The organism is Pseudomonas sp. BN515, from assembly GCF_029873155.1.
Lineage (GTDB): Bacteria > Pseudomonadota > Gammaproteobacteria > Pseudomonadales > Pseudomonadaceae > Metapseudomonas.
Window position 1 is genome coordinate 33,231 of record NZ_SSOH01000071.1, and the last position, 22,902, is coordinate 56,132.

Annotated in this window: 22 protein-coding genes and 1 tRNA gene; 9 read left to right on the forward strand and 14 right to left on the reverse strand. The window is 64.7% G+C overall.

What is annotated here, in order from left to right; genetic code table 11:
* Nucleotides 1-51: 51 nt before the first annotated feature.
* Together E8E91_RS17225 and E8E91_RS17230 are read left to right on the forward strand one after the other, a co-directional pair.
* The gene (locus tag E8E91_RS17225; protein WP_280366267.1) at nt 52-720 is read left to right on the forward strand and encodes a response regulator transcription factor; all 669 of its coding nucleotides are present in this window, start codon (nt 52-54) and stop codon (nt 718-720) included.
* An 8-nt stretch (nt 721-728) separates the two neighbouring features.
* Nucleotides 729-4,349 (forward strand): transporter substrate-binding domain-containing protein, encoded by a 3,621-nt coding sequence (locus E8E91_RS17230; protein WP_280377204.1) that lies wholly within the window; start codon nt 729-731, stop codon nt 4,347-4,349.
* A gap of 12 nt (nt 4,350-4,361) precedes the next feature.
* Here E8E91_RS17230 and E8E91_RS17235 read toward each other — a convergent pair whose 3' ends face one another.
* The 6 genes from E8E91_RS17235 to E8E91_RS17260 form a co-directional block, all read right to left on the reverse strand.
* A complete protein-coding gene (locus tag E8E91_RS17235; RefSeq protein ID WP_280377206.1) occupies nt 4,362-5,426 on the reverse strand; it encodes an FUSC family protein in 1,065 nt (354 codons plus the stop codon).
* 25 nt (nt 5,427-5,451) lie between these two features.
* On the reverse strand, nt 5,452-6,783 hold the full coding sequence (locus tag E8E91_RS17240; protein ID WP_280366253.1) for a deoxyguanosinetriphosphate triphosphohydrolase: 1,332 nt from the start codon (nt 6,781-6,783) through the stop codon (nt 5,452-5,454).
* A gap of 61 nt (nt 6,784-6,844) precedes the next feature.
* Nucleotides 6,845-8,017, reverse strand: coding sequence for an EAL domain-containing protein (locus E8E91_RS17245; protein WP_280377208.1), 1,173 nt, complete (start codon nt 8,015-8,017; stop codon nt 6,845-6,847).
* Between the two features lie 121 nt (nt 8,018-8,138).
* Nucleotides 8,139-8,456, reverse strand: a complete 318-nt coding sequence (locus tag E8E91_RS17250) for a hypothetical protein (RefSeq protein WP_271470490.1) — start codon at nt 8,454-8,456, stop codon at nt 8,139-8,141.
* Nucleotides 8,453-8,842, reverse strand: coding sequence for a phage holin family protein (locus E8E91_RS17255; protein WP_280377212.1), 390 nt, complete (start codon nt 8,840-8,842; stop codon nt 8,453-8,455). Before E8E91_RS17255 ends, E8E91_RS17250 begins: the two co-directional genes overlap by 4 nt.
* A gap of 2 nt (nt 8,843-8,844) precedes the next feature.
* Entirely contained in the window at nt 8,845-9,159 is a 315-nt protein-coding gene (locus E8E91_RS17260) for a YqjD family protein (RefSeq protein ID WP_280377214.1), read from the reverse strand.
* A 355-nt stretch (nt 9,160-9,514) separates the two neighbouring features.
* Between E8E91_RS17260 and E8E91_RS17265 the strand changes: the two genes are divergently transcribed.
* Nucleotides 9,515-10,723 carry an ammonium transporter gene (locus tag E8E91_RS17265; protein WP_280377217.1) on the forward strand — a complete coding sequence of 403 codons (1,209 nt, stop codon included), beginning with the start codon at nt 9,515-9,517 and terminating at the stop codon, nt 10,721-10,723.
* Between the two features lie 82 nt (nt 10,724-10,805).
* Here the strand turns inward: E8E91_RS17265 and E8E91_RS17270 are convergent, their stop codons facing one another.
* The 4 genes from E8E91_RS17270 to E8E91_RS17285 form a co-directional block, all read right to left on the reverse strand.
* Entirely contained in the window at nt 10,806-12,074 is a 1,269-nt protein-coding gene (locus tag E8E91_RS17270) for an OprD family porin (RefSeq protein ID WP_280377220.1), read from the reverse strand.
* A gap of 106 nt (nt 12,075-12,180) precedes the next feature.
* Nucleotides 12,181-13,047, reverse strand: a complete 867-nt coding sequence (locus E8E91_RS17275) for an MBL fold metallo-hydrolase (protein WP_280377223.1) — start codon at nt 13,045-13,047, stop codon at nt 12,181-12,183.
* A gap of 4 nt (nt 13,048-13,051) precedes the next feature.
* The gene (locus E8E91_RS17280; RefSeq protein WP_280377224.1) at nt 13,052-13,978 is read right to left on the reverse strand and encodes a pyridoxamine 5'-phosphate oxidase family protein; all 927 of its coding nucleotides are present in this window, start codon (nt 13,976-13,978) and stop codon (nt 13,052-13,054) included.
* A 17-nt stretch (nt 13,979-13,995) separates the two neighbouring features.
* Nucleotides 13,996-14,589 carry a glutathione S-transferase family protein gene (locus E8E91_RS17285; protein WP_280377226.1) on the reverse strand — a complete coding sequence of 198 codons (594 nt, stop codon included), beginning with the start codon at nt 14,587-14,589 and terminating at the stop codon, nt 13,996-13,998.
* Between the two features lie 158 nt (nt 14,590-14,747).
* Between E8E91_RS17285 and E8E91_RS17290 the strand changes: the two genes are divergently transcribed.
* From E8E91_RS17290 to E8E91_RS17300, 3 genes are all read left to right on the forward strand, one after another.
* On the forward strand, nt 14,748-15,305 hold the full coding sequence (locus tag E8E91_RS17290; protein ID WP_280377228.1) for a TetR family transcriptional regulator: 558 nt from the start codon (nt 14,748-14,750) through the stop codon (nt 15,303-15,305).
* Between the two features lie 87 nt (nt 15,306-15,392).
* The gene (locus tag E8E91_RS17295; protein WP_280377231.1) at nt 15,393-16,544 is read left to right on the forward strand and encodes a DUF5610 domain-containing protein; all 1,152 of its coding nucleotides are present in this window, start codon (nt 15,393-15,395) and stop codon (nt 16,542-16,544) included.
* Between the two features lie 46 nt (nt 16,545-16,590).
* The gene (locus E8E91_RS17300) at nt 16,591-16,827 is read left to right on the forward strand and encodes a glutaredoxin family protein (RefSeq protein WP_280366225.1); all 237 of its coding nucleotides are present in this window, start codon (nt 16,591-16,593) and stop codon (nt 16,825-16,827) included.
* A gap of 238 nt (nt 16,828-17,065) precedes the next feature.
* Here the strand turns inward: E8E91_RS17300 and E8E91_RS17305 are convergent.
* The 3 genes from E8E91_RS17305 to mobA form a co-directional block, all read right to left on the reverse strand.
* Nucleotides 17,066-17,142, reverse strand: a tRNA-Pro gene (locus E8E91_RS17305).
* A 163-nt stretch (nt 17,143-17,305) separates the two neighbouring features.
* Entirely contained in the window at nt 17,306-17,527 is a 222-nt protein-coding gene (locus tag E8E91_RS17310) for a YgdI/YgdR family lipoprotein (protein ID WP_028629502.1), read from the reverse strand.
* A 78-nt stretch (nt 17,528-17,605) separates the two neighbouring features.
* The gene (mobA, locus tag E8E91_RS17315; RefSeq protein WP_280377233.1) at nt 17,606-18,193 is read right to left on the reverse strand and encodes a molybdenum cofactor guanylyltransferase MobA; all 588 of its coding nucleotides are present in this window, start codon (nt 18,191-18,193) and stop codon (nt 17,606-17,608) included.
* Nucleotides 18,194-18,260: 67 nt separating this feature from the next.
* Here mobA and moaB point away from each other — a divergent pair, with 67 nt between their 5' ends.
* Entirely contained in the window at nt 18,261-18,800 is a 540-nt protein-coding gene (gene moaB, locus E8E91_RS17320; RefSeq protein ID WP_190828483.1) for a molybdenum cofactor biosynthesis protein B, read from the forward strand.
* Nucleotides 18,797-20,011: a gephyrin-like molybdotransferase Glp gene (gene glp, locus E8E91_RS17325; RefSeq protein ID WP_280377236.1), complete on the forward strand. Its 1,215-nt coding sequence runs from the start codon at nt 18,797-18,799 to the stop codon at nt 20,009-20,011. Before moaB ends, glp begins: the two co-directional genes overlap by 4 nt.
* A 146-nt stretch (nt 20,012-20,157) precedes the next feature.
* Here glp and E8E91_RS17330 read toward each other — a convergent pair whose 3' ends face one another.
* The gene (locus E8E91_RS17330; protein WP_280377239.1) at nt 20,158-21,180 is read right to left on the reverse strand and encodes an AraC family transcriptional regulator; all 1,023 of its coding nucleotides are present in this window, start codon (nt 21,178-21,180) and stop codon (nt 20,158-20,160) included.
* A gap of 125 nt (nt 21,181-21,305) precedes the next feature.
* Between E8E91_RS17330 and E8E91_RS17335 the strand changes: the two genes are divergently transcribed.
* Nucleotides 21,306-22,901, forward strand: coding sequence for an FAD-binding oxidoreductase (locus E8E91_RS17335; RefSeq protein WP_280377242.1), 1,596 nt, complete (start codon nt 21,306-21,308; stop codon nt 22,899-22,901).
* Nucleotide 22,902: the final 1 nt, after the last annotated feature.

The window sequence follows — 22,902 nt, forward strand, 5'->3', positions numbered from 1 at the left end:
TCTATCGTGGCAGCCTCCAAACCGCACCAAGGGAGCGATGCTGTGAGCAAAATGGTCAATCTGGATGATTTCCTCGAACCCGGAAGCGAGTCCGCCTACAAGGTGATGATCGTCGACGATCACCCGGTCATTCGCCTTGCCGTACGCCTGCTGCTGGATCGCGAGGGTTATGCAGTCGTCGCGGAGACGGATAACGGTGTGGATGCCATCGCCCTGGCGCGGGAACACCAGCCGGACCTGGTGATTCTCGACATCGGAATTCCCAAGCTCGGCGGTCTGGATGTCATCGCCCGCTTGCACGCGCTGGACCTGCCGCTGCGGGTGCTGGTGCTGACCGGGCAGAACCCCAACCACTATGCGACGCGCTGCATGCAGGCCGGCGCCGCGGGCTTCGTCTGCAAGGAAGGCGACCTCGCTGAAGTGACTGCCGCGGTGCGGGCGGTCCTGTCCGGCTACAGCTATTTCCCCAGCGACGTGATCAGGTCCGGCAAGCGCCAGGTCGGCCTGCCCGACGAGAACGAAATGATCGAGCGGCTATCCGACCGCGAGCTGGTGGTGCTCAAGTTCCTCGCCAATGGCTACAGCAACAAGGACATTGCCGAGGAGATGTTCATCAGCAACAAGACCGTCAGTACCTACAAAACCCGCCTTCTCCTCAAGCTCAACGCCCGTTCCCTGATCGAACTGGTGGAGTTCGCCAACCGTAACGCCCTGGTTTGATCGTCTTCATGCGTCTTTCTGCCCTGTTCGTCTGCCTTCTGCTCGCAGGCATGCTGCTGCCTGCGAACTGCCTGGCGGAGGATCAACCCAGCCTGGAACTGCTGGGTCGTTCCCAGGCCCGGGACCTGCGAGTGCCGTTGGAGGAACGGGACAGGCGCTGGCTGCGGGAGAAGCGCGTCCTGCGGATCGGCACCAACGAGCCCGATTATCCGCCGTTCGACATCACCGCCAGTGGCCAGGATTACGAGGGCGTGACCGCGGACTTCGTACGGCTGATCGCCCAGTCCATCGGCGTCGAAACGGAAGTGGTGCGCTTTGCGGACCGTGAGCTGGCCCGCGACGCCCTGCGAAGCGGGAAGATCGACCTGTTGGGCAACAGCGTGGACGGCGACTCCGCCAGCCCCGGCCTGTCCCAGACCGTCGCTTACATGCAGCAGCAGCCGGTGATGGTGACCCGCATCGATGACCGGCGTGCCGCGTCAGGAAACCTCGACGGGTTGCGTCTGGCCTATTCCGCGGAAGGCCCGAGCCTGGAAAAGCTCTGTCAGGCCTATCCCGACGCGCGTTCGTTCCGCTACGACTCGGTGCGCAGCGCACTGCAGTCGGTGGCGTTCGATCAGAGCGATGTCTTCATCGGCGACGCCATTGCCGCCAACTACCTGATAAGGCAGGGCTACCTCATCAACCTGCGCATGGTCAATTTCGCCGGGTTCGATGGCGTGGGCGTGAGTTTTTCCGTGGCCAGGGGCAACGAGAACTTGCTGCGGATTCTCGACGCGGCGATCGCCGCAATCCCGGAGACCATGAGCGCCGAAATCGTGAAGCGCTGGGGCGATGGCGCGGGCATGTTCCTGGACAATCTTCGCCCCCAGCTCACCAAGCGCGAATTGCATTGGCTGGAGCGGCATGGCCCCGCGCGGCTGGTGGTAGATGAAACCTTCGAGCCAATGACCTTCTTCAACAGCCAGGGCCGTTTTCGGGGCATCGTGCCGGACCTCCTGGATCTGATCCGGCAGAGGACGGGGCTGGAGTTCGAGATCAGTGCACGCTCCTCGGCCCGGGACATGCTCGCCGACCTGCGCGCCAGACGCGCTGACATGGCCGCCACGCTGTTCTCCACCCCTGAGCGCAGCCAGAGTCTCAGCTTCACCCGCCCATACTTCAGCACCAGTAGCGTGCTGGTGGTGCGGGACTCCGACAACAGCCCGCAGGGGCTCGACGACCTCGACGGGCGCAGGCTCGCCATTCCGGCCGGGCATTCGCTGATCCCATACATTCGCAATCACTACCCCAAGCTGCTGCTGCAGGAGGTAGAAACCGGAATCCAGGGGCTTTCGGGCGTCGTGGAGGGCCGGTTCGACGCGGCGCTGCATGCGATGGCGTCTTCCACATTCCTGATCAGCCGCTACTTTCCGGGGCGGCTCCGCATCGCTGACACCGTAGGCCGAGATCCGGGCCGCTTTGCCTTCGCCGTTTCCCGCGACGCGCCTGAACTGCAGAGCATCCTCGATAAGGCATTGCTATCCATTTCCCCGGACGAGTTGGGCAGCATCATCAATCGCTGGTACACCCGGGCCGAAGAGGCCGATAGCAGTTGGATCGAATACCAGGCTCGGCTCTATCAGGTGGGTTTCGTCTTTTTGCTCGTGGCGATGGTATTCGCCGCCTGGGTTCTCTACCTGCGTCGCCAGGTTCGCCGGCGCGAGCGGGAGCAGCGTCGCTTGAACGACCAGTTGGCCTTCAAGCGTTCGCTGATCGATGGGATCCCCTTTCCGCTGTCGGTACGGGACCTGGATGGCTGCACCATCACCTGCAACCGCAGTTTCATCGAAGCCATCGGCGTGCCGCGGGAAGCATTGATCGGCCGGCGGCTGGCAAAGGTTGACGGTCTGCATGCCGATGCCGAGGGAGAGCTGGGGGTACTGGATGAGCTGAGCCAGCGTGCCCTGGAACAGGGGGAGGCACAGTTCCGAGACCAGCAACTGCACCTGCGTGACTTCGTGCTGGAAGTCTCCTGTTGGGCGATTCCCTATCGCGATGCCAGGCAGCGCGTCCGGGGCCTGATCTGTGGCTGGGTGGACATCACTGAGCGCAACCGTCTGATGGAGGAGCTGCGGCAGGCCAAGGAGCAGGCGGAATCCGCCAATGTGGCGAAGAGCAGTTTCCTCGCCACCATGAGCCATGAGATCCGCACACCGCTGAACGCCATCACGGGTATGCTCGAACTGGCCCTGAAACGCGAGCGTCTGGATCGGGAGGCGATCCGGGTGGCTCGCAGCTCTGCCGACTCCCTGCTGGCACTGATCGGCGACATCCTCGACATCGCCAAGATCGAGTCCGGACGCATGACGCTGGAGCCTGGCCGCCAGTCGCCCCGCGCGCTGACCGAGTCCGTGATCCGCGTGTTCGAGGGGCTGGCGCGGCAGAAGGGGCTGCAACTGTCGCTGAGTCTGGAAATCCAGAGCCAGGACGATGTGCTGGTGGACCCGTCCTGTTACAAGCAGATCCTCTCGAACCTCGTCAGCAATGCCATCAAGTTCACCGACCAGGGCGCCATCCGCGTGGAGCTGGAAGCCCGTCCGGTGGACGAAGAGCAACTGCAGTTGATTGTGGTGGTCGAGGACAGCGGAATCGGCATAGCCGAAGACGACCAGAAACGGCTGTTCCAGCCATTCACCCAGGTGGCCGGCAGCATGAATGCGGGACGCGGTGGCACCGGTCTGGGCCTGAGCATCTGCCGCCGGTTGGTGGACATGATGGATGGCCAGCTGGATATGCGCAGCGAGTTGGGTGTCGGAACGCGGATCGCGGTGAGCCTGTGCCTGCCACGGCTGGAGCCGCTGCCGATGGTCGCTGAGCCGCAGGCCGTCCGCGATCTGCCCGCCGGTGCCCTGCGTGTGCTGGTGGTGGATGATCACCCGATCAATCGAATGATGCTGGCACAGCAACTCGAGCTGCTGGGGCAGACGGCGCAGCAGGCGGAGAATGGCGAGGAGGCGCTGCGCTTGTGGATGGCGTCGGCATTCGACCTGCTCATCACCGACTGCAACATGCCAGTGGTGGATGGCTACGAACTGGCACGACGTATCCGCAAGTACGAGCGTGAACGAGATACGCCGCCGGCGCTGATCGTTGGTCTTACCGCCAATGCCCAGCCGGAGGAGCTGGCGCGATGCCGCGAATCCGGCATGGACGACTGTCTGTTCAAACCCATCGGTCTCGAAGGCCTGCAGCGCTACCTGCTGCGCGTGGTTGACCTCGACGCCGTGTCGGGCTGGGCCGAGCACTCCGTCCGCTTCGACCTCAGCCTGCTGGATCGCGCTACGGGGGGATCACCCGAAGTGGCGCGCATGCTGATGCACGAATTGCACAAGGCCAACGAGGCCGATGGCCAGGAAATGGCGGGTCTGCTGCGCGAGGAACGCTGGGACGACCTTGAGCGCCTGGTGCACAAGATCAAGGGTGCGATGGAGTTGATCGACGCCCAGCCGCTGCTCGCCCATTGCATTGCCTTCGGTGCTGCCCATCGACGCGGTGCCAATGTCACCGAACTGATGCATCTGGGCGAAGCGATACGGATGAGCCTTGGCGGCCTGCAGCGAGAACTCGAGCAACTGCTGGGCGGCTGAAAGCGTAAGAGCTCAGTCGCCCTGGGGCGCTGCTTCCATTCGCGGTGCGGGAGTGGCCCAGTGCAGGCGCGCGCGGTGGGCGAGATAGGCCACCAGTAGCGCCAATCCAGCCCCGAGAAGCGTGTTGTAGAGGCGAAGCTCGGGCAGGTGCCAGTCGTTGGAAAGGCTCTCCGCCAGCAGCACGAAACACACGGTGGTCTGGACCACGAACAGGCCGTAGTGATGGGCGATGTAGGCGCGGCTGAGCACGATCAGCGGCAGCATGCAGGCCACCAGCAGCGCCGGGCTCTGCAGCCAGCTGCCGATGCCGATCAGGATCAGCGCCCCGATGAGACTGCCCAGGCTGCGCTGGATGCCGCGCTCCAGGCTGCCATGGAGATCCATCTGGATGGTGGTCATCACCGTCAGCGTCAGCCAGTAGCCCCGTGGCAGCCCCGACAGGTTCACCGCCAGGCCGGCGAGGGCACCCGCCAGGGTGCAAGCCAGCGCATGGATCAGCCAGAGACGCTGGGGCAGACGCTGGGCATGGCGACGCATGACCCGTGCGAATTTGCCCAGTCGCGGCATCAGCGGCCACAGCCGCATCCCCCGGGAGGCGCGCAGGGCGAACGCCAGCAGCATCACCCACAGCCCGCCGATGGCGAACAAGGCCCCCACCGCCAGGCCGTTGTGCAGGTTGCCTAGCCCCGCCTGGCCCTGACCCAGGCAAAGGCAGGCCGCCAGCCCCGCGCCCAACTTGCCGAACTCCGTGCCATAGCGTTGCATCACCGCCAACAGCAACCCCATGAAGGCAAAGCTGGCAAGACTCAGTAACGGATGGCTGGCGGCCCAGAAGCCCATCCCGGCAGCGATTGCACCGAGACTCGTGAGCAGGCTCATGCGCAACATGCCGAGTCGATGGTAGGGATTGGCCAGGGCGGCCTGGAACGCACCGGTGGCGGCCCAGAGGAAGCCGCTGTGGCTGGTGAACAGGCCAAGCACCAGCGGCAGGCCGCAGCCCATGCCCGCCATCAGAGCGGGGCCCCAAGTGGGTGGGCCAGCGTGCCAGCTAAGGCTTCGACTGAGCAGGTTGCGCATCGACACGGCTCCTGAAGGCGCTGGATCAGGTCGGGCTGGAGCGGCCGGTCATCTCACGGGCCATTTCGGTAGCGTAGCTGTCGGTCATCCCGGCAATGAAATCGATGACCCGGACGAACGCGCGATAGAGCGGCCAATCGGGGTCGGGGGCATTGTTGCCGAGCAGGTCGAGGATGCGCCGGTGCTTGAACGACGGCGAGCGCCCGCCATGTTGCTCCAGCGCCGCGCCGCAGAATGCGTTGAGGAGGATCTCCAGCGTCGTGTAGGCGCCGATCTCATGGAGCGTCTTGCGCTTGTCCTGGAAGATCTTTTCGCGGGCGATGGCCTTGGCGCGGAGCACGCAGTGCTTGGCCGGGCCGTGCATGTGTTCCACCAGGTCGCCCTGCAGGCTGCCGGCCAGCAAGGCGTCCTGCTGATCGACGAAGGCACGGGCGGCGGCATTGGTCAGGTGCTCGATGGCCTTGCCGCGCAGGATGGCCAGTTTGCGCCGGCGGGAATCCCTGGGGCCGAGCTGGCGGTAGGTTTCCGGCAGGTCGTCGCCCACCAGGCCGAGGAGCAATGCTTCGACCTCCTCGTAATCCAGCAGCTCCATCTCCAGGCCGTCTTCCAGATCGATGAGGCCGTAGCAGATGTCGTCCGCCGCCTCCATCAGGTAGACCAGCGGGTGGCGTGCCCAGCGGTGTTCGTCGATGCGCGGCAGTTCCAGCTTGGTGGCGATCTGCTCCAGCAAAGGCAGCTCGCTCTGGTAGCAACCGAACTTGTGCTTCTTGTAGCCCAGGGCCTCGGCATGACGCGAAGTCCAGGGGTATTTCAGGTAGGTGCCGAGGGTGGCGTAGGTCAGGCGCATGCCGCCGTCGAACTGGTGATACTCCAGCTGGGTGAGCACGCGCAGGCCCTGGGCGTTGCCCTCGAAACTGAGAAAGTCGGCGCGCTCGGTGTCGCTCATGGCGTCCAGCCAGCCCCGTGCGGCAGCCTGCTCGAACCAGTGGCGGATGGCGTCCTCGCCGGAGTGGCCGAACGGCGGGTTGCCGATGTCGTGGGCCAGGCACGCCGACTGGACGATGACGCCGAGGTCCGAGGGCTCGCACCAGTCCGGCAGCGCGTCGCGCAGTGTTTCGCCCACGCGCATACCCAGGGATCGCCCGACGCAGCTCACCTCCAGTGAGTGGGTCAGGCGCGTATGGATGTGGTCGTTGCTGGAGACCGGGTGCACCTGGGTCTTGCGTCCGAGACGCCGGAAGGCGCCGGAGAAGATGATGCGGTCGTGGTCTTTGTGGAAGGGGCTGCGGCCCAGCTCATCGGTGCTGTGCACCGGTTTGCCAAGGCGTTCGCGGGTGAGCAGGGTCTGCCAGTCCAAGGCCTGTCCTCGCCGTTCAGTGGCCGAAGATCCTACTCTAACCCAAGCGCCTGCCTGCGGCTCAGTCCCTCGCCAGGCCGGCGGCGTCGATATCCACCAACAGCAGGCGGCGGCCATTGTCGATGAACTGCCCGGCAGTCAGGCAGTACTGGTTGGTGGTGGCGTCGCGATAGGTCGTGGAGAGGGTCAGGCGGCGCTCTTCCCAGCCCTCGGCCAGCAGTTGGTAGAAGTAGGGGCGCCAGGACCAGTTGTGGCCCAGATAGCTTGGGTCCTCCTGCCAGCCACCCGGCCCCCATTGCAGGTTGGGGCTGATCTGGGTGCCATTGCGGTCGCACTGGTAGATGCGCAGCAGCCAGGGATAGTCATCGGGGCTGGCCAGGCTGGATGCCGGAGCGCCGCTTTCGGCCCAGATGCGCAGCCGCGCCATCAGCTGGTTGAGACTGCGGCGCAGGGTCATCAGGCGTGCACGCTCGGCCAGCTTGCTCTGCACATAGCGGTCGCGCAGCAGGGCGAAGCGCTGGACGAAGGCGTCGGTCGCGAAGAACTCCAGGCGCGGTGCGGCGAACAGGTAACCCTGCACGTAGCGGGCACCGCACTCCAGGGCGAAATCCAGCTCGGCTTCGGTTTCCACGCCCTCGGCGATGATCCAGCAGCCGGTCTTCTCGGCCATTTGCGCCAGGGCTTTCACCACTTCGCCGCTGGGGCCGCCGCGGGCTGCTGCCTGGAACAGGCGCATGTCGAGCTTGAGAATGTCCGGTTGCAGGGCCAGCACCCGGTCGAGCTGGGAGTAGCCGGCGCCGAAGTCGTCGATGGCGATCCGCGCGCCGGCTTCACGATAACGCGCCACCACCTCCGCCAGGCGCTGGCTGGCGCCACCCAGTTCGGTGATTTCGAAGACGATGCGTTCGGCCTCTACGCCATAGCGCTGCAGTTGCTTGAGGCTGGGCAGGGGTTGGCCCGGACGCAGGCGGCTGATCCAGCGCGGGGAAATGTTCAGGCTGAGGAACCACTCCGGCGGGGCGCTGTGCAGGCGCTGCAGGGCATCTTCCCGCAATTGCCGGTCGAGCCTGCGCAGGGCCGTCGGGGACGCCCTGGAGTCGAGGAAGAGGGGGCCGACTGATTGCAGGCTGCCGTCCGGCTGGCGCAGCCGCCCCAGGGCCTCGACGCCGGCGATCAGCCCGGTGGCGGTATCGATGAAGGGCTGGAAGCAGGCGAGCGGTTGCCCATCGATCACGTTGACTCCTTAGCTGGAAGGCCATGGGTTTGCGCACGGCGCAGGTCGATGCCCATGGCTGGTGCGACGGGCCGCTCACCCGTAGCAAGAATGTGGCCAGTTGCCTTCGTCCGGTTGGATGTCAGCCGGATTCATCTCGCGGCGGGACTTTCAACAGCGCCTGGAGCAAGGGAAGAAGCGCACCGCCCAGGCGCAGGCCGCGCTTCAGGCTGCCCTTGCGCGCGGCGAAGAAGCCCAGGGCGGCTACCGCCGCGATGCCCCAAAGTGGGGCATGGGGGATGTCCAGCTTGCGGGTCAACTCCCGCGCCTGGCGCAAGGGCTGGGTCAGCAGCAGGGACTCGTGGCGCAGTTCCTGGCGCTGCATTTCCAGGCGCAGGCGGATCAGCGCCTTGCGCATGTCGCGACGGCTCGCATTGCGGGGTAGTTCAGGCAGGCTCATGGCAGCAGGCGCTCCCGGTCACGGGCCAGTTCTTCGAGCGTCGCGCTGAAGGGCGATTCCTCGTCATCCACCGCCGCCCGCAGGCGCACGCCGCAATAGATAGTCGCCAGCAGGTAGAAGAGGCAAAGACCGCCGAGGGCCTCAAAGCGCCAGTTCTCCCAGAGCAGGACCAGGATCAGGCCAGATAGCCCAATCAGCAGGAGCATGGCGAAAATCAGCGTCAGCCCGCCGAACAGAAACAGGTAGAGGCTGTTGGCCTTCTGTTCCTGCAACTCGATGCCGAACAGCTCCACATGACCTTGAAGCAGGCCGAGCAGCGAGGCGCTGAGGCGTCTGGGCGAAGGGTCGCGTCCCGCCTCCTGGGCGGAAGGGGTTTCTTCACTCATGGTCAGCGCCGGGCGGCCAGAAGGCCGAGCAGGAAGCCGATACCGGCAGCCAGGCCGACGCTCTGCCAGGGATGTTCCTGGACGTAGTCCTCGGTGGCCTGTACCGCGGCCTGGCCGCGTTCCTTCAGGTTCTGCTCGGTTTCGCGAAGGGTGTCGCGGGCGCGCTTGAGGCTTTCGTTGATCTGCAGGCGCAGCTCGTCGGCCTGATCGCCTGCCAGGCTGGCGGTGTCTTGCAGGAGTTTCTCGGTATCGCTGACCAGGGTCTGGAAGTCGGCCAGCAGGTCGTCCTGGGCGCGGGCGGCGGTCTTACGGGGCATGGCGATTCTCCTTGTAGGACTCAATGCCTAAGAGTAGGTGCCTTCGTCCAAGGTTCATCCGGAATTTCCTTCCGCCCGCTGGTATAGCGCTTGCATCGGGCTGGTGCGCGGTTGTGGCGAGATGCGCTGGATCGGGGCGCCCTGGATGGCCCGTCGAGACCCGGAAGCAGCGCCCAACCTCATGAAAATCAAAAAGAAACGCTGTTCGGGATTTTTCCTGCGCTGGCCAGCCTGCACCAAGTCGGGATTCGGGTTTGATCCTTTGCGGTGCGGCATGGCTTCAGGATGGTGCGCAGGAAGCCTCGCCTGAACCGCATTGGTGCTTTTTTCCTCACTGCCGGAGTTGTCTTCGCCAATGGAAAACCTCAATAGCGCCGTGGAAACCCTGATCCACGGTTCCAACACCCTGTTCATCCTGATGGGCGCCGTCATGGTGCTGGCCATGCACGCCGGTTTCGCCTTCCTCGAAGTGGGTACGGTGCGCCAGAAGAACCAGGTCAACGCCCTGTCGAAGATCCTTTCCGACTTTGCGATCTCGACCCTGGCCTATTTCTTCGTCGGCTACTGGATCGCCTATGGCGTGACCTTCCTGGAACCGGCCAGCGTACTCGCCGCCGACCATGGTTACGCCCTGGTGAAATTCTTCTTCCTTCTGACTTTCGCCGCCGCCATTCCGGCCATCATTTCCGGCGGCATCGCCGAGCGCGCCCGGTTCTGCCCGCAGCTCTGCGCCACCTTGCTGATCGTCGCCTTCATCTATCCCTTCTTCGAGGGGATGATCTGGAACGGCAACTTCGGCCTGCAGGACTGGCTGAAGAACAGCTTCGGTGCGAGCTTCCATGACTTCGCCGGCTCGGTGGTGGTGCACGCGGTTGGCGGTTGGCTGGCCTTCGGCGCCGTGGTGCTGCTGGGCCATCGCAATGGCCGCTATCGCGAAGGCCGCCTGGTGGCCTTCGCCCCGTCGAACATTCCCTTCCTGGCGCTGGGTTCCTGGATCCTCATCGTCGGCTGGTTCGGCTTCAACGTGATGAGCGCCCAGACCCTGCAAGGCGTCAGTGGCCTGGTGGCGGTGAACTCGCTGATGGCCATGGTCGGCGGCACGGTCGCCGCGCTGCTGGTGGGCCGCAACGACCCCGGCTTCCTGCACAACGGGCCGCTCGCCGGCCTGGTGGCGATCTGCGCCGGCTCGGACCTGATGCACCCGGTGGGCGCCCTGGTCACCGGTGCGATCGCAGGCGCCCTGTTCGTCTGGGCGTTCACCGCTACCCAGGTGAAGTGGAAGATCGACGACGTACTCGGCGTCTGGCCCCTGCATGGCCTGTGCGGCGTCTGGGGCGGTATCGCCTGCGGCATCTTCGGCCAGCAAGCCCTGGGCGGGCTGGGTGGCGTCAGCTTCGTCAGCCAACTGATCGGCACCGGCGTTGGCGTGCTGGTGGCGCTGGTGGGCGGCTTTGCGGTCTACGGCCTGCTCAAGTCGGTCTGGGGCATCCGCCTGAGCCAGGAAGAGGAGTACTACGGCGCCGACCTGTCGATCCACAAGATCGGGGCTACCTCGCAGGATTGAGCCTCCGCATTCGCGAGTGAATTCGCCCTCAGGACGAAAGAAAAAGCCCGCCATCTGGCGGGCTTTTCATTGCCTGGCGAACTTACCAGAGCGGCATGACGTAGCTGAGAATCAGGCGATTCTCGTCGAGGTCGTTGCCGAAGTTGGTGGAGCGCACCGTAGCATTACGCCATTTGATGCCGAAGTTCTTCAGCGCTCCTTCCTGGAATACGTAGGCGATGTCCATATTGCGTTCCCATTCCTTGCCTTCTTCGCGGCCCGCGCCCAGGTCGATGTTGTCGCCGGACAGGTAGCGGGTCATGAAGGTCAGGCCGGGAATGCCGATGCTGGCGAAGTTGTAATCGTAGCGGGCCTGCCAGGATTTTTCGTCCTTGTTGGCGAAGTCGCCAATCTGTACGTAGTTCACCAGGAAGGGGTCGGTGCCGTTGATGTAGGCGAAGCCGGTGTCGCCGCTCATGCTCTGGTAGCCGAGGCCGAAGGCGTGGCCGCCCAGGGCGTAGGTGAACATGGCGCCGAAGGCTTTGTTGTCGACGTTGCTGGTGCCGTCGTCGGTGGAGCGGGCGTAGCGCAGGTCGCTCTTCAGCGACTGCTTGTCAGCCAGTGGCAGCGTGTGCACGGCGCTGAAATAGTGCTGCTTGTAGAAGTCCTGCAGCTCGCCGTAGTGGTAGCCGGTGACGAGGTTGTCGGTCCACTTGTAGCTGGCGCCACCGAAGTTGAACTTGTCGCTGGTGGTGCCACTGCGGACGGTGATGGCGCGTGCGGCGCCGGTGGTGATGGTCATGTCCTCGTAGTCGGAGGAGTCGCGCTGGTTCACCTGCTTGAGCTGGCCGGCATCGAAGGTCAGGCCGTCGAGCTCCATGGAGTTCAACTGGCCGCCCTTGAAGGTCTGCGGCAGCAGGCGCGAATCGTTGTACTGAACCACCGGCAGCTTGGGCAGCAGGGTGCCGACCTTGAGCACGCTCTTGGACGCGCGCAGCTTGGCGGTCAGACCGAGCTCGCCGTACTCGTCCTGGGCGCGACGGGTTTCGCGGTCGCGCTTGAGCAGGCCGGTGTTGCTGCGGTCGGGGCTGGAATCAAGCTTGACGCCGAGCAGGCCCAGGGCGTCCACACCCACGCCAACGGTGCCTTCGGTGAAGCCGGATTCGTAACGCAGGAGGAAGCCCTGGGCCCATTCCTCGGCTTTGGACTGGGCGGCTCCTTCCTGGCGGAAGTCACGATTGAAGTAGAAGTTGCGTAGCTCCAGGCTGGCCTTGCTGTCCTTGATGAACTCAGCCTGGGCGACGCCCGGCAGGGTGACACTGGCGCCGAGCGCGGCGAGGGCCACGGCTTGCGCAAGCGAGGTTTTGCTCATTGTTATTGTCTCCTCGTTGGTTTTCAGGTCGGTCGGGTCGTCCTGTTACAACAATTTGACTAAAGCATTTCGTTACAACTTTTGCAGTTAGACGATGGTCGGTCGTTCACTGTACCCATTGCGGGTAGTAGCCGAGGCGATCCTGCACCGCGGCGTCATGGGCCGGAACCACAACCAGATCGGGCTCGCGCAGGAGCAGGTCATGCACTTTCTGCAGCTGGGCGCGCGTGGCTTCACGGTCGTTGTCGACCATCCTGCGGCTGACCCAGAACTTCTCCTTCGGGCCGGTGAAACCTTCCAGGCGCCAGCTGACGTCGCCGGTGAAGAAGAAGCGCCGCCCGTCCTCCAGGGTCAGGAACATACCCACCGAACCCGGCGTATGACCGCTGAGCGGCACCAGTACCAGGCTGCGATCGCCGAACAGGTCGAGGCTTTCCTCAAAGCCCATGAAGGGGATGGGGAGGAAGGTGAAGGGATGCCATTTCACACCGTGGGCGAACTGGCTGGGCAGGATGGCCGGCGGCGTGGCGATCTCGGTGAACTCGATTTCCTCATAGGGCGCCCAGACCGGCACTTCGGGGAAGTCCGCCAGCGCCGACGCGTGGTCCCAATGGACATGGCTGAGCAGGATGCGGTCGACCCGGATGCCGTCCCTGTCGAGTTGGTCGCGGGCCGGGGTCACGGCGCCGTATTGCATCAGCGGCTTGTCCCACCAGGGCATCTCGCCGCTGAACTGGCTGTCCACCTGGCGGCCGAGTCCGGTATCGAAGAGCAGGGTGGCGGCATGGTGCTCGATCAGCACCGCCACATGGTTGGCCTTCACCTTCTCGGTCCATTGGCCATCAGCCACGGTGAAGGCGTCCAGGGTTTCGGTTTCCGACGTCTTCACCAACGAGAAGCGCAGCCCTTCGGCTTGGGCGAGCGCACTGATGGTCCCTAGCAGGAGCAACAGGAAGTACGAACGTAGATGCATGGAATCAGTGTCCTTGAGGCAGGAAGGGGGACGGGCGTGTGTTGTCGAAGCCCAGCGGCAGGCGGCTTCGACGCAGGCGCCAGCGGCCGGGAGTCAGCGCCACCAGGCGTTCGGCTCCGGGCAAGTCGGGCAGGCCGGGCGAGCCGTCCTGGCCGGGCCAGAGAATTTCCGCGCGGGCTTCCAGTTGCAGCAGGTCACCACTGGCGAAGTCCACCCAGAGCAGGCCGCAGCGAGGTTCCAGCAGCAGGTTGCCGAGGGTGTTGAACATCTGGTTGCCGCTGTAGTCCGGCAGCCAGAGTCGGCCGTCGTCGCCCAACAGCACGAAGCCCGGCATGCCACCTCGGTGGGAGATGTCGACGCCGCCGGTTTCCGGGTGGAGATGCTGGCTGGCGATGAACAATGTGTCGCTGCGTTTGACCAGTTCCAGCCAGCGCGGGTCGAGACCATCGCCCTGCTCCAGCGGTCCGGCGGCGCGCTGATGCCAGTGCCAGTCACGGGCCTGGATGTACTTCGGGCAATTGCCGAAGGACTGCTGCACCGCGAGGGCGAAGCCTTCGCCATCGCTGTCGAGCAGCGGGCCGTTCATGCGGTTGCGCCGTCGTGTCGGCAGTTCCAGGCCGAGCAGGCCCAGGCGTGCCGAACTGTGCAGGTTGGCGGCCAGCGGATCGTCGGCTTCCGGGCGGGCGTTGATCCGCAGCAGGCTGGGCTCCGGCGAGTGGGCGAAGCCCGGCTTGCCCCACAGCACCGAGGCCTGGGGCTGGCCGTCGCTGTCCAGGCTGCCCACCAGCAGCCAGGGCAGTTGGGCGAAGAACAGGCGATGCTGCTCCGGCATGTGGTCGCGAATCATCCGGCTACCCATGTCTTCTACTTGCTCGCGCACGCCGACACGGGTCTGGATCGCTTGTTCGCCAGGGTGGAACGGACTGCTCATGATGGCCTCCAGGCCCCTCAGAAGTGGGGCAGGTCGACGTAGCCGGGCAGGGCGCGGATGCGCTCGAACCAGGTGTGCAGGTGCGGGTAGGGCGCCAGGTCCAGGCCGCCTTCATCGGCCATGGCGAGGTAGGGGTAGACCGCCACGTCGGCAATGGTGGGCTGCTCGCCGACCAGCCAGGCGCGGTCGGCCAGGTGTGCGTCCACCAGTTCCAGCACCTGGCGGCCACGGGCCTGGGCGTCATCCAGGTCCATGGGGCGGCCGAATTTCAGACCAATCCGGGCCCGTGCTGCGCCGTTGTGGATTTCGTTGGCGGTCAGGCTCAGCCAACTGGCGATCTGGGCCTGGGGGACGGCGTCCAGCGGGTACCAGTGCGCATCCGCATAGCGTCGCGCCAGGTAGACCAGGATGGCCTGGGAGTCGACCAGTGGCTGGCCGTCATCAACCAGCACCGGGACCTGTCCGCGCGGATTCAGGGCGAGGAACTCCGGGCGCTTCTGCGCGCCCTTGGGCAAGTCGACGGTCAGTAGCTCGGCGGGCTGGCCGATCAGGCCAAGGAACAGGCGGACCTTGTAGCAGTTGCCCGAGAGGTAGAAATCGTGGAGTTGCATGGCGAGTCCCTCGCATTGGTTGAAAACTGGTCTGGATAGTAGACAGACCTGTCTGTATATTTCAAGAGCGAATTTTGCTTCGCCCGCGCATTCCGCGCCCCGTGTGGTTTGAGACGTTCAAGGGGGATGCGCATAATGCGCCGGTTCAGGAGGCTGCAATGGCATCGAGTAAACGCGATCAACTGGTCAACACGGCTCTTTCGCTCTTCTATCGCGAAGGCTTCCACGCCACCGGCATCGACCGCATCCTGGCGGAGTCCGGCGTGGCCAAGATGACCCTCTACAAGCATTTCAAGTCCAAGGACGAGCTGATCATGGCCGCCCTGGAATCCCGCTTCGCGCCAGTGGCCGAGCGCATGGCATGGGCCTTCGCCAACTTGCCGCCGCGGGAAGCCATCTTGCGGGTGTTCGACGGCCTGGATGAATGGCTGCGGCAGGAAGAGTTCTGCGGCTGCGCCTTTATCAATGCGGCGGCCGAATTCCACGACCGCGCCCATCCGGTGCATCGTCTTGCGGCGTCCTACAAGATCGCTACGCAGAACTACTTCATCGCCGCCCTGCAGAGCCTGGGTGCCGCTCAGCCTGAGCGTCTGGCGCGTCAGTTGCAGTACCTGATGGAAGGGGCGATCAGCATGGCCCACATCCAGGGGCCGAGCGACCAGGCCCTGGAGGCGAAGGATGCTGCGGAACAACTGATGCACGCCGCCGGAGTCTGAGGCGGGCTCCGTTTGTCGTCGGCGGTTCAAGTTCTTCGGCCTTCGGCCGCCAAAGAAGGGACACCGCCGACTCCGGATGCTCCCGACATGAATGCCCTGGCTTCCCTTGCTTCTGCCGCCCATCGTTCCTCCTTCCCCGGCCTGGCTTCCGTCCTGGCCCGCAAACAGGCGGATGCCCAGGAAGTCCTCGCTGGTCGCCTTGGCGAGCGACTGGGTCTCGAGCCGGGCGCCCTGAGTGACAAGGCATCCAAGTACACCCCCGAGAAAGTCGCGGACCGCGTACTGGGCTTCATCGACCAGCGCCTGCGCAAAGAGAAGGCGGACGGTGCCGATCCGGCCAAGCTGCAGGGGCTGCTGGACCAGGCCCGCGCCGGGATTCAGAAAGGCTTCGACGACGCGCGCAAGGTTCTGGACGGCCTCGGTGTACTTGGTGGCAAGGTCGCTGACGACATCGATGACACCTTCGGCCGCATCCAGAATGGCCTGGATCAATTGCAGAAGACCTACACCCAGCCGGCGCAATCTCCCCAGGTCGGCGGGGCAGTGGCAGTCGCGGGTTACAGCGAACGCTTCAACGCCCAGTCGGAAACCTTCGACCTGGAAGTCAAAACCCGCGACGGCGACAAGCTGCGCATTTCCATCGCCCAGGCGTCGTCCAGTTGGTCGCGCAGCAGCGTGGCGGCGGCGAGCGACGGCAAGAACTCGTTGCTGTCCGTCAGCAGCCAATCGTCCAGCCTGCAGATCGGCGCCTGGCAGATCGAAGTGGAAGGGGAGTTGGACGACGAAGAGAAGGCGGCCCTGAGCGAACTGCTCGGCCAGGTCCAGGACATCTCCAGCAAGTTCTACTCTGGCGACGTGGCTGGCGCCTTCGACCGGGCCATGGCCCTGGACATGGATGGCGAGCAACTGGCTTCCATGTCTCTGCACCTCACCCAGACCAAGATCATGCAGGCGACCGACGCATATGGCGCCGTCGCCCAGCAGGGTGGTCAGGCGGCGAGCGCGGTCAACGGCAACCTCAAGGATTACGCCAACAGCCTTCTGGAGGCACTGCGCAGCGCTGGCGAACTGGCCGAGAACGGTCGGGGTGCGCTGGAAGAGCTGCTCAAGGGCGGATTCGGCCTCGATGAGCGTTTCGACCCGGCCCAACTGGCCAAGGCCGAACGCTTCAACAGCCGCCTGCTGGATGGCCTGCAGCCCTTGCTGGACAAGGCCAAGAGCGAATCCACTGACGACTGACCCCGTGCTAGACTTCGCGCCTCGCTGATTTTCGAGGCGCGTCCCCATGCTTCCTGAATGCCAACTCTTCGGCACCCTCGGCTGCCACCTCTGCGAGGTAGCCGAAGGCGTGCTCATGCCCTTCGTCGAACGTGGCTTGTTGGTGGAACTGGTGGACATTGCCGACCGCGAGGAGTGGGTCGAAACCTACGGCCTGCGCATTCCGGTCCTGCGCCGTTGCGATACCGGCAGCGAGCTGGGGTGGCCCTTCGATGCCTGCCAGGTGGCTTCTTTTCTGACGTGATTGCTACGTCCTGATGTAGCCGGCGTCAGGCAGTAATGCCTCCCGCGCGCGCCCACGCAAATCGTTCCGCTCCCGCACAGAATGTTCTGGCCGCTGGCTGGCCGAGCACGGCTGCACAATTCTTCTTCGAGTAGCTGATGGAGCTGTCGATGGCTTTGGGTATTTGCCGTGGCGCGTCGTGGCGATGAAAAATAGCAGGCAATAAAAAACCCGCCTTTAAGGCGGGTTTTTCGGGATTTGGTCGGAGCGACTGGATTCGAACCAGCGACCTTCTCGTCCCGAACGAGACGCGCTACCAAGCTGCGCTACGCTCCGTTGTGTGGCGCGCATTCTACAGAAAAACTTTTGGCCTACAAGGGGTTAGCGAAAGATTTTTTAATTTTTTTGCGGGGGGAGGTGGGAGACTGCGAACGGCGCGGGATTGCCGGGAGGAGGTGAGGGCCCGCTTTACCAGGAGGGCGTGAGCGGGCCGGTGGAATCAGAGCTCCTTGATGGTGCGGACCTGATCCTTGTTCACCTTGGCATGTTTGCCATCCAGTTGTTCGAACTCGTAGAAGCCCGAGTCTTCGTCGTAGTCGGGTTTGTCTACGGCCTGGATCTCGCGCCCGTCATTGAGGGTGATCACGGTCGGCGAGGAGCAGCCGGCCAGAGTGAAAAGGCCCATTGCGAGCAGGAAAGCGGGGGCGATCCGCTGGTTCATCGTCATCTCCTTGATGATTACGCTGTTTGTACGCAGCTTCTGACGAAGAACTTCCCGGCAAAGTTCCGGCAATCTGACTCAGTCCTTCAGCGGCGAAGGGGCCAGCAGGTCGGGTGTATTGAAGTTGGCCAATCGTGGATCACCTTCCGCGCAGACCACTGCAACCGGATTCAATTGGCGGAGGATGCGCTGCGGACTGCGTTCCCCTGCCTGCCATCCGGCTTCCAGTACTGGCAGCACCGCGCGGGGCAGGACACAGAACAACGGCTCCCAGAATTTGCCTTGTCGGACCATTACGGGGCGATCACAGGCGGCGGCGAGCAACTCGGCAATCAGCGCATCGTCGACCTTGGGGGCGTCGCAGGGGAGGATCAGTACCTGCTCATGGCGGGCCACCGCGAGGCCCGCTCGAAGGCCGGCCAGCGGGCCGGGATAGTCGGGGCTGTCGTCCTGCACCAGTTGGTCGGCCCAGGCGGCATAGCGGTCCGCATTGCGGTTGCAGGAGATGATCAGGTCGTCGGTGACGGGGCGCACCCGCTCATGCAGCCAGGCGATCAGCGGGCGGCCTTGCCACTCCACCAGGCCCTTGTCGAGGCCGCCAAGACGCTGCCCACGACCGCCTGAAAGCAGCAGGACAGAGCAGGGCGGCAAAGGCTTGTCGGACATGGCACGGTCTCCGGGACGGCGCTGTGATATAACACCGGGCATTCACTCCTACAACTGGAAGCCTGCCATGAGTCACAAGGCCGAGGCGGTGTTCGTGCCGCTCAATATCGCCGTTCTTACTGTCAGTGATACCCGCAGCCTGGAGACCGACACCTCCGGCCAGCTCTTCGTTGACCGCCTCACCGCCGCTGGCCACAACCTTGCCGCGCGCGTGCTGTTGAAGGACGACCTGTACAAGATCCGCGCCCAGGTCGCCACCTGGATCGCCGACGATCACGTGCAGGTAGTGCTGATCACCGGCGGCACCGGTTTCACCGGCCGCGACAGCACCCCGGAAGCGGTCGCCTGCCTGCTGGACAAGCAGGTGGATGGCTTCGGTGAATACTTCCGACAGATTTCCGTCAGCGATATCGGCACTTCCACCATGCAGTCCCGCGCCTTGGCTGGCCTCTCCAATGGCACCCTGGTCTGCTGCCTGCCGGGCTCCACCAATGCCTGCCGCACTGCCTGGGATGGCATCCTCGCCGAGCAACTGGACAACCGTCATCGCCCCTGCAACTTCGTGCCGCACCTGACCCAGGCCAACGCCTGCGAGAGCCGCGGATGAGCGGTTGCGACCATCCCGACCTGATGCCGGTCGAGGACGCCCTGCGGCGTCTGCTCGACCTGGCAGCGGCCGCACCGATCGAAGCCTGTGAAACCGTTGCGCTGGCCGATGCCGATGGCCGCGTGCTGGCCGAGCCGCTGGTGGCAGGCCTCGACCTGCCGCCGTGGGACAACAGCGCCATGGACGGTTACGCCTTGCGCCTGGCCGACTGGCAGGGCGAGCCGCTGGTGGTGAGTCAGCGAATCCTCGCCGGCAGCGCACCGGAACCCCTGCAACCGGGAACCTGTGCGCGCATCTTCACCGGTGCGCCGTTGCCCGAGGGTGCGGACCTGGTGGAAATGCAGGAGAACGCCGAAGTCCTGGCCGATGGCCGGGTACGTTTCCTCGAACCGATGAAGGTTGGGCAGAACGTCCGCGCCCGTGGTCAGGAAACCCACACCGGCGAAACGGTGCTGCCCGCCGGCACTCGCCTGGGTCCCATCGAAATGGGCCTGTGCGCCTCCCTCGGCGCCGCCGAGCTGATGGTGCGCCGCCGTCCTGTCGTAGCGGTGATCTCCACGGGTGACGAATTGGTACCGCCTGGCCAGCCCCTCGGGCCGGGGCAGATCTACAACAGCAACCGCAGCCTGCTGATCGCCTGGCTCAAGCGCTTGGGCTGCGCGGTGGTGGATGCCGGCATCATCGCCGATGACCTGGCGCTCACTCGCAAGGCGCTTGGTGAGCTGGGACAGGTCGACCTGATTCTCTCCACCGGCGGCGTCTCGGTGGGTGAAGCGGACTTCCTTGGCGTGGCATTGCGTGAGGAAGGCGAGCTGGCGCTGTGGAAGCTGGCCATCAAGCCGGGCAAGCCCCTGACCTTCGGGCATTTCCGTGGAGTGCCGGTAATCGGCCTGCCGGGCAATCCGGCTTCCACCCTGGTGACCTTCGGCCTGCTGACCCGGCCTTACCTGCTGCGCCGCCTGGGCGTGGAAGAAGTGGAACCGCTCGGCTTCACAGTGCCGGCCGGATTCATCTGGAAGAAGCCGGGCAATCGACGCGAGTACCTGCGCGCGCGGCTGGAGAACGGCCGTGCGGTGATCTACCCGAACCAGAGCTCCGGTGTGCTGCGCAGCGCAGCCTGGGCCGAGGGACTGGTGGAGGTGCTGGAAGGCACCACCCTGGCTGAGGGTGACACCTTGCGCTTCATTCCGTTGAGTGAGTTGCAGGCCTGACGGCCCAGATCAGGAAAGTCCAATGTAGGGGCGAATTCATTCGCCAAGCAGGCCGAAGGTCTGCCCCGGCAATGTCCGGGGCCGCTTTGTGTCCCTTGGCGAATGAATTCGCCCCTACAAGGTTTATCCCTTTGGGGATGATTGCTTTACCCCTGCCTCTTCGCCTCCCTGTACTCCCCCGGCGTCTGCCCCGTCCATGCCTTGAAACTGCGGTGGAAGGAGCGGGACTCGGTGAAGCCCAGGTAGCAGGCGATGTCCTGGATCGGCAGGTCGCTGCGTAGCAGGTAGTGCTCAGCCAGCTCGCGGCGAAGTTCATCGAGAATCTGCTGGTAGCTGGTGCCGGCCTGCTGCAGGTGGCGCTGCAGGGTGCGCACTGTCATGTGGAATTTCTCCGCCACCCGTTCCTTGCGTGGCAGGCCGTCCTTGAGCAGCAGGCGCAGGGCGTTCTTCACCCGTTGCGGAAGCGGCTCGTCGTCATTCAGCCCGGCCATCAGGGCCAGGGCATGTTCCTCCAAGGTGCGCAGCAGATTGGCGTCCGCCTGGCGCAGGGGCACGGCCAGGTACTCCATCGGTACCAGCAGGGCGTTGCAGGGCTGCTCGAAACGCACCGGGCAACCAAACACTTCTTCGTATTCCTCGATGCGGGTCGCCTCGGGCTGCGCGTGTTCGAACCATACTTCCTGCGGCGAACGCTGCATGTCGGCGATCCAGCGGGCGTAGAGCAGCCAGGACGCGAGCACGTTCTCCACCATGTGGCGGCGGATCGCCGGGTCCTGGTGGCGGCAGCTCCAGATCATCCGCACCGCGTCGCCGTCGGCTTCCACGCGGCTCACCCCCATGTCGCCCACCAGTTTTTCGTAGGGGGCGATGCGGCTCATGGCCTCGCCCAAGGTGGCGCAGTTCATGGTGATGTAGCCCAGTACGCTCCAGGAGCCGGGCTGCACGTAGCGCGCCGAGTGCAGGCCGAAGAGGGCGTCGCCGGATTCCCGGATCAGGTAGGTCAGCAGGCGCTCGTGGGCTTCACTGGGCAGGCGCTTGCTGTTGTCCGCGAGGTCGTCCGGGCGAATGCCGGTCGCGGCCAGGGTGGAGGCCTGATCCATGCCGAGCTGTTCTGCATGGCGCAGGTACTTGAGAAGTGCGGGAACCGAGGTATAGCCGAGCGCTTGCATGTGTTTCTTGTTATGTCCTGATTGGCGATTGCCACTGTCCCGATCCGACAGTGACGCCTTTGGGCGGCTGGCTAGTATAGGCAGCCATCGAAAACCTTCGAAACAACCCGAACAAGGAGAACGGCATGCGACGCTGGAACGGCTGGGGCGATGAGGCGACGGTGGTGGAACTGCCCGCCAATGGAGCGATGTTCCTGGCCGAGCGCATCAGTGAAGGGCAGCCGTTGCCCGACGCGGAACTGGAACAGGTGCTGGCCCGCGTGCCGGCCTCGCGTCTGGCCCCCCACCCGCTGATCACCCTGGATGCCGAGACTCGCGTGCGTCACGCCCGTGGCCAGAGCCTGCCGGATTGGCTGGCGATGCGTGAGGGCGACTTCGGGCTGTTCCCCGATGGCGTGGCCTTTCCGGAAACCCCGGAGCAGATCCGCCAATTGCTGGCCCTGGCCGTCGAGCGTGACCTGGTGCTGATTCCTTATGGCGGCGGTACTTCGGTAGCCGGCCACATCAATCCCCAGGCCGGCGAGCGGCCGGTACTGACTGTCTCCCTGGAGCGTATGAGCCGCCTGCTGGAGCTGGACGAGGACAGCCAGATCGCCACCTTCGGCCCCGGCGCCAGCGGCCCGCAGGTGGAAAGCCAGCTGCGTGCCCGTGGCTACACCCTCGGCCATTTCCCGCAGTCCTGGGAGTTGTCCACCCTCGGCGGCTGGGTTGCGAGCCGTTCCAGCGGTCAGCAGTCCCTGCGCTACGGCCGCATCGAGCAGCTGTTTGCCGGTGGCACTCTGGAGACCTTCGCCGGCCCCATGGAGCTGCCCACCTTCCCGGCGTCGGCGGCAGGCCCTGACTTGCGCGAAATGGTGCTCGGCTCGGAAGGGCGATTCGGGGTGATCTCTGAAGTACGGGTGCGGGTCACCCGGCTGGCCGAGCAGGAGTCCTTCTACGCCGTCTTCCTGCCCAGCTGGAACCAGGCGCTGAAAGGGATCCGCAGCCTGGCCCAGGCACGGGTGCCGCTGTCCATGCTGCGCCTGTCCAATGCCATCGAGACGGAAACCCAGCTGGCGCTGGCGGGTCATCCGGGGCAGATCGCCCTGCTGGAGAAGTACCTCGCTCTACGTGGCGCTGGCGCCGGTAAATGCATGCTGACCTTCGGCGTCACCGGCAACCGCGCGCAAAACGCCGCTTCGCTGAAGCAGGCACGTCGCCTGCTGAAGGGCTTCGGTGGCGTGTTCACTGGCACCCTGCTGGGCAAGAAGTGGGAACACAACCGCTTCCGCTTCCCCTATCTGCGCCACGCCCTATGGAGCGCCGGCTATGTGGTGGACACCCTGGAAACCGCCACCGACTGGGTCAATGTCGACAGCCTGCTCAACAAGATCGAATCCAGCCTGCGCACCGGATTGAAGGAGGAGGGTGAGCGGGTCCACGTGTTCACCCACCTGTCCCATGTCTACGGCGAGGGATCGAGCATCTACACCACCTACGTCTACCGTCCGGGCGACAGCTACGCAGAAGCGCTGGCGCGCTGGAGCAAGTTGAAGCGCGCCGCGAGCGAAGTGATCGCGCAGAATCGCGGCACCATCAGCCACCAGCACGGCGTCGGTCGCGATCACGCGCCCTGGCTGCCAGTAGAGAAGGGACCGCTGGGTATGGCCGCCCTGCGCAGCCTGGCGCAGCACTTCGATCCCGAGGGGCGCCTGGCTCCCGGCGTCCTGCTCGAGGACTGAA

Excerpts from the sequence above, each read along its gene's own strand:
- E8E91_RS17225 (WP_280366267.1), top strand. The coding sequence starts at position 52 with ATGGTCAATCTGGATGATTTCCTCGAACCCGGAAGCGAGTCCGCCTAC.
- E8E91_RS17230 (WP_280377204.1), top strand. The coding sequence starts at position 729 with ATGCGTCTTTCTGCCCTGTTCGTCTGCCTTCTGCTCGCAGGCATGCTG.
- E8E91_RS17235 (WP_280377206.1), bottom strand. The coding sequence starts at position 5,426 with ATGCGCAACCTGCTCAGTCGAAGCCTTAGCTGGCACGCTGGCCCACCC.
- E8E91_RS17250 (WP_271470490.1), bottom strand. The coding sequence starts at position 8,456 with ATGAGCCTGCCTGAACTACCCCGCAATGCGAGCCGTCGCGACATGCGC.
- E8E91_RS17255 (WP_280377212.1), bottom strand. The coding sequence starts at position 8,842 with ATGAGTGAAGAAACCCCTTCCGCCCAGGAGGCGGGACGCGACCCTTCG.
- E8E91_RS17260 (WP_280377214.1), bottom strand. The coding sequence starts at position 9,159 with ATGCCCCGTAAGACCGCCGCCCGCGCCCAGGACGACCTGCTGGCCGAC.
- E8E91_RS17265 (WP_280377217.1), top strand. The coding sequence starts at position 9,515 with ATGGAAAACCTCAATAGCGCCGTGGAAACCCTGATCCACGGTTCCAAC.
- E8E91_RS17270 (WP_280377220.1), bottom strand. The coding sequence starts at position 12,074 with ATGAGCAAAACCTCGCTTGCGCAAGCCGTGGCCCTCGCCGCGCTCGGC.
- E8E91_RS17275 (WP_280377223.1), bottom strand. The coding sequence starts at position 13,047 with ATGCATCTACGTTCGTACTTCCTGTTGCTCCTGCTAGGGACCATCAGT.
- E8E91_RS17280 (WP_280377224.1), bottom strand. The coding sequence starts at position 13,978 with ATGAGCAGTCCGTTCCACCCTGGCGAACAAGCGATCCAGACCCGTGTC.
- E8E91_RS17285 (WP_280377226.1), bottom strand. The coding sequence starts at position 14,589 with ATGCAACTCCACGATTTCTACCTCTCGGGCAACTGCTACAAGGTCCGC.
- E8E91_RS17290 (WP_280377228.1), top strand. The coding sequence starts at position 14,748 with ATGGCATCGAGTAAACGCGATCAACTGGTCAACACGGCTCTTTCGCTC.
- E8E91_RS17295 (WP_280377231.1), top strand. The coding sequence starts at position 15,393 with ATGAATGCCCTGGCTTCCCTTGCTTCTGCCGCCCATCGTTCCTCCTTC.
- E8E91_RS17300 (WP_280366225.1), top strand. The coding sequence starts at position 16,591 with ATGCTTCCTGAATGCCAACTCTTCGGCACCCTCGGCTGCCACCTCTGC.
- E8E91_RS17310 (WP_028629502.1), bottom strand. The coding sequence starts at position 17,527 with ATGAACCAGCGGATCGCCCCCGCTTTCCTGCTCGCAATGGGCCTTTTC.
- mobA (WP_280377233.1), bottom strand. The coding sequence starts at position 18,193 with ATGTCCGACAAGCCTTTGCCGCCCTGCTCTGTCCTGCTGCTTTCAGGC.
- moaB (WP_190828483.1), top strand. The coding sequence starts at position 18,261 with ATGAGTCACAAGGCCGAGGCGGTGTTCGTGCCGCTCAATATCGCCGTT.
- glp (WP_280377236.1), top strand. The coding sequence starts at position 18,797 with ATGAGCGGTTGCGACCATCCCGACCTGATGCCGGTCGAGGACGCCCTG.
- E8E91_RS17330 (WP_280377239.1), bottom strand. The coding sequence starts at position 21,180 with ATGCAAGCGCTCGGCTATACCTCGGTTCCCGCACTTCTCAAGTACCTG.
- E8E91_RS17335 (WP_280377242.1), top strand. The coding sequence starts at position 21,306 with ATGCGACGCTGGAACGGCTGGGGCGATGAGGCGACGGTGGTGGAACTG.